Source organism: Methylocaldum sp. (genome assembly GCF_039794385.1).
In the GTDB taxonomy this organism is placed as follows: domain Bacteria; phylum Pseudomonadota; class Gammaproteobacteria; order Methylococcales; family Methylococcaceae; genus Methylocaldum.
Map to the genome: position 1 here is coordinate 1 of NZ_JBDIVO010000227.1, position 7,809 is coordinate 7,809.

General features: G+C 59.6%; 9 protein-coding genes. 5 read left to right on the forward strand and 4 right to left on the reverse strand.

Annotated elements, in window-relative coordinates:
• Positions 1 to 182 precede the first annotated feature (182 nt).
• From ABJK70_RS16995 to ABJK70_RS17005, 3 genes are all read right to left on the reverse strand, one after another.
• Positions 183 to 1,352, reverse strand: coding sequence for a zinc-dependent alcohol dehydrogenase (locus ABJK70_RS16995; RefSeq protein WP_347258548.1), 1,170 nt, complete (start codon positions 1,350 to 1,352; stop codon positions 183 to 185).
• 66 nt (positions 1,353 to 1,418) lie between these two features.
• On the reverse strand, positions 1,419 to 2,300 hold the full coding sequence (locus tag ABJK70_RS17000) for an SRPBCC family protein (RefSeq protein ID WP_086133435.1): 882 nt from the start codon (positions 2,298 to 2,300) through the stop codon (positions 1,419 to 1,421).
• A gap of 21 nt (positions 2,301 to 2,321) precedes the next feature.
• Positions 2,322 to 2,756, reverse strand: coding sequence for a heme-binding protein (locus tag ABJK70_RS17005; protein WP_077730808.1), 435 nt, complete (start codon positions 2,754 to 2,756; stop codon positions 2,322 to 2,324).
• A gap of 265 nt (positions 2,757 to 3,021) precedes the next feature.
• Here ABJK70_RS17005 and ABJK70_RS17010 point away from each other — a divergent pair, with 265 nt between their 5' ends.
• From ABJK70_RS17010 to ABJK70_RS17030, 5 genes are all read left to right on the forward strand, one after another.
• Positions 3,022 to 4,047, forward strand: a complete 1,026-nt coding sequence (locus ABJK70_RS17010; protein WP_347258549.1) for a class I fructose-bisphosphate aldolase — start codon at positions 3,022 to 3,024, stop codon at positions 4,045 to 4,047.
• 221 nt (positions 4,048 to 4,268) lie between these two features.
• The gene (locus ABJK70_RS17015; RefSeq protein ID WP_086133436.1) at positions 4,269 to 4,796 is read left to right on the forward strand and encodes a GbsR/MarR family transcriptional regulator; all 528 of its coding nucleotides are present in this window, start codon (positions 4,269 to 4,271) and stop codon (positions 4,794 to 4,796) included.
• Positions 4,797 to 4,854: 58 nt separating this feature from the next.
• Complete coding sequence (locus ABJK70_RS17020; protein ID WP_347258550.1) at positions 4,855 to 6,135, forward strand: NAD(P)H-binding protein; 1,281 nt, start codon at positions 4,855 to 4,857, stop codon at positions 6,133 to 6,135.
• Positions 6,135 to 6,605 (forward strand): DUF2269 domain-containing protein, encoded by a 471-nt coding sequence (locus tag ABJK70_RS17025; protein ID WP_077730812.1) that lies wholly within the window; start codon positions 6,135 to 6,137, stop codon positions 6,603 to 6,605. Before ABJK70_RS17020 ends, ABJK70_RS17025 begins: the two co-directional genes overlap by 1 nt.
• A gap of 13 nt (positions 6,606 to 6,618) precedes the next feature.
• Positions 6,619 to 7,227: a DUF4166 domain-containing protein gene (locus ABJK70_RS17030; RefSeq protein ID WP_347258551.1), complete on the forward strand. Its 609-nt coding sequence runs from the start codon at positions 6,619 to 6,621 to the stop codon at positions 7,225 to 7,227.
• A 55-nt stretch (positions 7,228 to 7,282) separates the two neighbouring features.
• On the opposite strand, the gene ABJK70_RS17035 is transcribed toward ABJK70_RS17030, so the two are convergent.
• Positions 7,283 to 7,809, reverse strand: a 527-nt coding sequence (locus tag ABJK70_RS17035) for a general secretion pathway protein GspB (RefSeq protein WP_347258552.1), incomplete at its 5' end; no start/stop codon positions are given.

Consider the following 7,809-nt stretch of genomic DNA (forward strand, 5'->3'; position numbering starts at 1 on the left):
AATCCATCGGATTTGGTCGGCGGGTGAATTCGAGCATAAGGCTCAATGAGCCTGACGATTTAACCGACCATCAGCCAACGCGGAAACTGTCCCTCAATTTTAACCGTTATCTTAAAAAGGCCTGCTTCCCGGCAGGCCTTTCTTTTTGGAAGTCTTCACTTGGAAGACCTGCTCATTCCTACTCACGGCTTCAGCACGACCTTGATGCATTCGTCCTGCTTGTGCTTGAACATCTCGTAGCCCTCGGGCGCATCGTCGAGCGGCATCTGATGCGTAACGATGAAGCTCGGGTCGATCTCCCCGTTCCGGATTTTCTCTAGTAGCGGCTGCAGATAGCGTTGCACATGGGTTTGCCCGGTCTTGATGGTCAGCGACCGGTTCATGACGGAACCCATGGGAAACTTGTCGATAAATCCGCCATAGACTCCGGGGACGGAGACCGTACCCCCGTTGCGGCAGGCCATGATGGCCTCGCGCAGCACGATGGGCCGGTCGGTCTCCAGCATCGTCGCCTGCTTGGCGCGGTCGTAGGCGTATTGAATGCCGTGTCCGTGCGCTTCCATGCCGACGGCATCGATACAGGCGTCCGGTCCACGGCCTCCGGTCATGCCCATGAGCGAATCGTAGACATCGACCTCCTCGTAATTGAGCGTCTCCGCCCTCCCTTGTTCACGCGCCATACGCAGCCGATCGGGGAAACGGTCGATCGCGATGACCCGCTCGGCGCCAAGCAGATAGGCGCTCTTGACGGTGAGCTGGCCTACCGGTCCGCAGCCCCAAACCGCCACGGTGTCGCCGGGCTGAATGTCGCAGGCTTCCGCCGCCATGTAGGCGGTTGGGAAGATGTCGGAAAGAAACAGAACCTGCTCGTCGGTAAAGCCGTTCTCGATCTTGATCGGGCCGACATCGGCGAAGGGGACACGCGCATATTCGGCTTGCCCGCCGGCATATCCGCCGACCAGGTGCGAATAACCGAAGATTCCCGCCGGCGAATGCCCCCAGAGCTTTTCGGCCATCACCGCGTTCGGGTTGGAGTTTTCGCATAGCGAATACTGCTTTTTTTGACAGAAGAAACAGTTGCCGCAAGAGATGGGAAAAGGGACCACCACGCGATCGCCGACCTTCAGGTTCTTTACGCCCTGTCCGACATCGACGACTTCGCCCATGAATTCGTGGCCGAGGATGTCGCCCTTTTCCATCGCCGGGATGAAACCGTCGTAAAGGTGTAAATCGGAGCCGCAGATTGCGGTCGATGTGATTTTTACGATGGCATCGCGTGGGTTGAGAATTTCCGGATCGGGTACCTGTTCCACCCGAAGATCGTTCTTGCCGTACCAACAATTCGCTTTCATGACAGTGTTCCTTGTCCGAATCGATGAGCCGCTGAGCGCTATGAAAACGGGCGGCGGAATTTAGTGTCAGGTTTGGACGATTTCGTCGTACTTTCTCGACAGGCTGCGAGCCCGCCCCGCGGGTTGCCCCTCGGTGGTTGCGATCTCGCCGGTTTCCATGAGCTGCTTCAAGCGGTGCAAGTCCACGGCGATTTGCTTCTCGGGCGCTTCGCCGAACAGCCTCGCGATCTTGGCGCCGATGATGCCGCCCGGCGGCCGATAATCCATCTCTATCTTGACTACCGTGCCGCGTCCGCCCGGTGCACGCTCGAAGCGTACCGACCCGACATTGTCCACATCCGCGCCTTCGAGCGAACGCCAGGCAATCAATTCGTTCGGCCGGTCTTCGATCACTTCCGAATCCCATTCGACATGCATTCCGGCAGGTGCCTTTGCAACCCAATGGGAACGGCCCGGTCCGATCTCCCGCACGGATTCGATGTGATTCATGATGCGCGGCAGGCTCTCGAGATCGCGCCAGAACCGGTAAATATCCTCGGCCGGGCGGTCAATCGTGATGCTTTCCCGCACATGGATGGTGCCACTTTTGGTTCCGGCGCTCTGGCTCAGTTGTTCACTGCCGATGATGTCCAGGGCCGTCACGCCGGCTACCGCTGCCATGGCCGCCGCCGCTCTGCCGCGTTTCGGGTTGTCTTCGCCCAGAGCCGATCCGAGCAAAGCCAGGTCCAGCGCGTCGCCGGCAACCCGCGCCTGGAGCCAATTGGGATTTCCGGGCTGCATTAGTATGCCGATCCCGGTCGCGATTTCGCGAAGTCCGAACAGTTGCACAATGCCGTGCCGACCGTCGAGGCCGACCATATCGGCGACTTTCCTCGGTGCCGCGACTTCGGCAAGGCCCAAACCGATACTGAACCAGCCTAAGCTTTTCGCCATTTGTTTCTCGTCCATAGCGTTCCGCTCCTCTGATTTTCAGGTTCGCCAGGGATGTTCCGGTAGATCGGACACACCGATCACCTCGCACCCAGCCATTGCAACCCTGTGATCATTCTCGACCGTACTGCCGCTCGCTCCGATAGCGCCGATCAGAACGCCATCGGCATTCACAATAGGGAGCCCGCCGGGAAAGGTGATCAAGCCCTCATTGGAAACCTCGATTCCATACAACGATCCTCCGGGCTGCGACATCTTGCCGATCTCGCCGGTCGGCATGCCGAAGAAACAGGCAGTCCGTGCCTTTCGGATCGCGATGTCGATGCTGCCGACCCAAGCGTCGTCCATCCGGGCAAACGCCTTCAGGGTTGCGCCGGAGTCCACCACGGCGATGCAACTGCGTGCGCCGATTTCCTCGGATTTTTTAAGTGCTGCGGCGATGGCGCGTTGTGCTTCTTCATAGCTGACGTGCATGGCTTTTCCCTCCGTCGATTCGTTAAATCTGTTCGACAATCCGAACAGTGGGGCGTTGCGCCTACAATGCGGGAAAACGGGCAAGTTTGCGGCTGATCATAATGCGGGAAGCGACGGACCGGAGCGGACCTTCGGCAGTTTAAATGCAGGCAGGCGTGGAACGATTGGCACCCTCCGCGATACGCTCGGTCTAAGGTCCTATGTACGGCTGATCTCCAACTTGAGTTAGCCGAACATGAATTTCCACGCTAAAGAAGGAGGGCTTATGTCTGATGAGTTGGCACAAATAGCCGCGCGCATGGTTGCGCCGGGCAAGGGACTGCTCGCCGCAGATGAGAGTACCGGCACCATCGAAAAACGATTCAAGAAGCTCGGGATCGAATGTACCGAGGAGTCTCGTCGGGACTATCGCGAGATGCTGTTTACCGCGCCGGAACTGGAAAAATACATCAGCGGCGTGATTCTGTACGACGAAACGATTCGCCAGCGCGCATCCGACGGCAAGCCTATCCCGGAACTCCTCGCCGAAAGAGGGATCATTCCCGGCATCAAGGTGGACAAAGGCTTGGTGGACTTGCCGTTCTTTCCCGGCGAACGGTTTACCCAGGGGCTCGACGGACTCGCGGGTCGGCTGGACGAATACCGCCGGATGGGGGCGCGGCTCGCCAAATGGCGCGGGGTAATCGCCATCGGCGAGGGCATACCCACGTCCCAGTGTTTGCGCGCGAACGCCGAGTCGCTGGCTCGTTATGCCGGACTCTGTCAGGTCCATGGGCTGGTGCCCATCGTGGAGCCCGAAGTGCTGATGGACGGAGCGCACGATATCAAAACCTGCCGATGGGCGACCGAGGCGGCACTGCATGAGGTTTTCGATGCGCTCACGCGTTACCGCGTCGGGTTCAAGGACATGATCTTGAAGCCCAACATGGTGCTATCCGGCGCGGACTGCCCTCGTCAGGCGCCGCCTGAAGAAGTTGCCGAGATGACGCTGGCCTGCCTCAGGCGAACCGTACCGGTGGCAGTCACCGGCATTGCCTTCCTGTCCGGCGGCCAGAGCGATACGGTCGCCAGCGCCAATCTCAACGCGATCAATGTGAAGGCCCAGGCCCTGAAAACGCCTTGGACGTTGACCTTCTCGTTCAGCCGGGCCTTGCAGGCATCGCCGATGGCGATCTGGCGCGGCCAGGCGGAAAACAAGACCGCAGCCCAGCAAGCCCTCATCCGGCGTGCACGCTTTAACGGAGCCGCGGCGCTGGGGCAATACGATCCTGAAATGGAGCAGGCGGCGTAGCGACAGTCGTTGGTTCATCAGTTCGGTGGGCCAAGACGCAGCGTTGCGGCCGCTTGGGCTTATTGCATGCTTACCGAGGAGAGACTGAAAGCATTATCGCCTCAAACCTGGCGGTCCGAGTCGTTCCGGCGGTAAACGTTAGCCGACCAAAAACGAGTTGACTGCAAGATCGGCTCGTGGTCTATTATTTCCGTCAGTTCTGAAAATTCAGATAAAAAGATATGAAACTCACGCCGGTCATGGAAAAATACGTTCTGCACTGGGGGGAAATGGGGTCGCGATGGGGCGTCAATCGCACCGTGGCGCAGATCCACGCTCTGCTGTACCTCGCCGGGAAACCCTTGACCGCCGACGAGATCGCCGAAACTCTGGGGGTGGCGCGCTCGAATGTGAGCACCAGTCTTAAGGAGTTGCAGAGCTGGGGCCTGGTCAAGCTGCTCCATGTCAAAGGCGACCGCCGTGATCATTTCGAGGCCCTCTCGGATTTGTGGGACACTTTTTTCGCCATTGCCGAGAACCGCAAGCGCCGCGAGTTGGACCCTACGCTGACCGTACTCCGGGAATGCGTCCTCGACGCCAATGAGGACGAAAGCGGGCCCGAAGTGCAGCGCCGTATCGAGGCGGTGGCCAAGTTCCTGGAGCGGTTGCTTTCTTGGTACGACCAGATACGGCGCTTGCCGAGGCCGGCATTGATCAAGTTGCTGGATCTGGGCGCCAAGATCGAGAAATTGTTGGGCTCGAAGAGCTGATTTTTTTGCGCTTATCTTTCTGTTAAGACTGAAATATCAGAAATAAAAGGAGATCGCGATGCGAGTTCTTGTGACCGGAGCTTCGGGATTTATCGGACGCCATATCGTGCATGCGCTGGCGAGGGATGGGCATGAGGTGATCGCGGGGGTGCACCGAGCATCGCCTTCCCGTGATGCGCCGGGAGTCCAATCGATTTCCATCGACTTTGCTCATCTTTTGAAGTCTCTCGACTGGCTGCCCCATTTATACGGGGTCGATGCGGTGATCAACGCGGTCGGGATCATTGCCGAGCGTCGGAACAGCCGGTTCGACGACGTGCATCGCGATGCCCCGATAGCCTTGTTCGAGGCGTGCCGCCGGGCCGGCGTACGGAAGGTCATTCAAATTTCCGCTCTGGGTGCAGACGATTCGGCGTTCAGCCGTTATCACCTCAGCAAAAAGGCCGCCGACGATTTCCTGGCGACGACGGATCTCGATTGGTCCATCCTTCAGCCTTCGCTGGTGTTCGGACCCGGCGGGCAGAGTTCGGCTCTCTTCTGCGCGCTCGCGGCCCTGCCGGTCATCCCGTTGGTCGGCGACGGCGGGCAGAAGATTCAGCCGGTACACGTGGACGATCTCACGCGGACCGTGCTGCGGCTGCTGAAATCCGGTGCGCCGGCTCGCCTGCGGCTTCCCGTGGTCGGGCCGGAGCCCATGACATTGCGCGAGTGTCTGGGCGTGCTCAGAAATTGGCTAGGCTTGGGGGAAGCGCATTTCATTCCGATTCCCTATCGCTGGCTGTTGGCCATTGCCGACCGGCTCGGCGCGATGACGGCGACTCCTTTCAACGGAGAAGCATTGCGCATGCTTCAGCGGGGCAATACCGGGGACCCGGACATTTTGTCCGCCCGCCTGGGGCTTCGTACCGAAGGCTTGGCATCCGCTCTCCGAAATCGACCCGGCACGTCGGCCGAACGGATCTACGCCCGGCTGTTCTTTATCATCCCGGTCCTGCGGTACGCTTTGGCGCTGCTGTGGATCTGGTCGGGGCTGACCTCAGCGTTGTTTTTTCCGGAGAGCGAAAGTCTCGAGCTTTTGGCGGCCACGGGCATTACCGGTTCGGCGGCTCCTTGGGTGCTGTACGGTGCCGCCTCCCTGGATGTCGTGCTCGGAGTCGCTCTGCTGACGCGTTTTCACGTGGTCCTGGTGGGCCTACTTCAGCTCTTGGCGATGCTCGCTTATACCGCGGTCATCACCGTAAGCTTGCCCGAATTTTGGCTCCATCCCTTCGCGCCGATCGCGAAGAACATTCCGATTCTCATCGCTACCTTGGCGATTATGGCCGCGGAGAAACGCTGATGGACGTCCTGATCATCAAATGGGTTCATATTCTGAGTTCGATGTTCCTGTTCGGCACCGGTATGGGAACCGCCTTTTTCAAGTTCACCACCGACCTCAGCCGCAATGTGCAGGCGATGGCGATCACCAACCGGCGTGTGGTGCTGGCCGATTGGCTGTTCACGACGCCGACCGTCGTCGTCCAGCCGGTCTCGGGGTTCGCGCTTGCGGCGCTTTACGGTTATCCGCTGGATTCGCCGTGGCTGGTCGCGTCCGTGCTGATGTATATCATCGCCGGGGGCTGCTGGCTGCCGGTCGTGTACCTTCAAATCCGCATGCGAAACGACTGCGACCGGGCGCTTGCCACCGGCGAGCCGTTGCCCGAGCGTTATTGGCGAGATCTGAATAAGTGGTTTTGGCTGGGGGTGCCGGCCTTCATCGCCATGCTCGCTACGCTGTATCTGATGGTTTGCAAGCCGACATTCGTTTGAAAAGGGGGGATTTATGACCGTACGCCACATGCCCGTCGTTCGGCGGGTTCTCGGAGAAGAGCACTGGGCACGGCTGGCTCCTGCCGTGCGCCGGCACTACGACCTCTCGCCATCATTTGCAGAAGACATGATTCTCGATGGTGTGATGGAGGAGATTCGCCATGCGCCCCTGATCAAGCCCTGGCTGATGCTTGCCCGTTGGTTCAAGGCCTTGGTGCCTTATCCGGGCGATAATGTTCCCGTCAAGGTTCGGAATAGAACCGACCCGACGACCCCCGACTCCCTCTACTGGCATCGCACCTTCTCTTTCCCGGACGGCCGAGTTACCGAATTTCTGTCCCGAATGGAACCGGCCGGCAGAGGCCAGATCGTCGAGATTCTGCGCTTCGGGGTCGGCATCCGCATGAGGCTCAGCGTCGAGGACGGGGCGCTGGTGTTCACCGGATTGCAGCACTGCTGGAAACTGGGGCCGATGATGATCGGAATTCCCAATTGGGCACTGCTCGGGGATGCCGTTATCGTCGAGAGTCCGGTATCCGATGACGAAGTGCGCCTGGATTTCGAGATCGTTCACCCCTGGTTCGGGCGAACCTTTTCCTATTGCGGCCGGTTTCGGATGTAACGTATGCGGGCATGGACGCTCATTGTTCGCCGGTGGCCCGGCGGGACCGAAGGCGTTACGGCCGCGGAATGCGGAATTTACGCCCTTCCGTCCGCAGCACTAGGCTGTCGGAGCGAATCTCCAGGAGTTCCGCGCCGCCTTGGATGCTGTCGCCCACCCGGTATTTTTTCATGTCGATGATCGCAAACCGCTCTTCCGGCTGTTCGGAGTAGGCGAATACGTTGATCGTGATAGGGCCCACCCGCTGCTGAAAATCGATGGGCAAGGCATGGATGAACGGAATCGCGGGTTCGTCCGCGAGAGGTCGGGGCGGCAGGTCGCGAGTTTCCGGCGCGCTTGCGGGAGCCCGAAAAGCGACCGGAGGGTTGGCGTTTTCGCTCGCAGCAGATTCCGTTAGAGGTTCCTGATCGATTGGTTGCCGGGTTTTTTCCGCCGGTTTGCCGAGCCGCTTTTCGGTTATCGGCGTCGGGGAGCGTTCCGTAGATTCTGAGGGTGCGGATTTGGGTTTGGAAGGCTTTGGGGGTGTAACCGGCGGATTGACGGGATTGTCGGCCTTCGCTTCTGGGCGTTGGGCTGCCGGTG

Bases quoted from the DNA above. Each gene is read 5' to 3' on its own strand.
- ABJK70_RS17030 (WP_347258551.1), top strand. From the start codon at position 6,619: ATGACCGTACGCCACATGCCCGTCGTTCGGCGGGTTCTCGGAGAAGAG.
- ABJK70_RS17020 (WP_347258550.1), top strand. From the start codon at position 4,855: ATGCGAGTTCTTGTGACCGGAGCTTCGGGATTTATCGGACGCCATATC.
- ABJK70_RS17000 (WP_086133435.1), bottom strand. From the start codon at position 2,300: ATGGACGAGAAACAAATGGCGAAAAGCTTAGGCTGGTTCAGTATCGGT.
- ABJK70_RS17025 (WP_077730812.1), top strand. From the start codon at position 6,135: ATGGACGTCCTGATCATCAAATGGGTTCATATTCTGAGTTCGATGTTC.
- ABJK70_RS17015 (WP_086133436.1), top strand. From the start codon at position 4,269: ATGAAACTCACGCCGGTCATGGAAAAATACGTTCTGCACTGGGGGGAA.
- ABJK70_RS17010 (WP_347258549.1), top strand. From the start codon at position 3,022: ATGTCTGATGAGTTGGCACAAATAGCCGCGCGCATGGTTGCGCCGGGC.
- ABJK70_RS17005 (WP_077730808.1), bottom strand. From the start codon at position 2,756: ATGCACGTCAGCTATGAAGAAGCACAACGCGCCATCGCCGCAGCACTT.
- ABJK70_RS16995 (WP_347258548.1), bottom strand. From the start codon at position 1,352: ATGAAAGCGAATTGTTGGTACGGCAAGAACGATCTTCGGGTGGAACAG.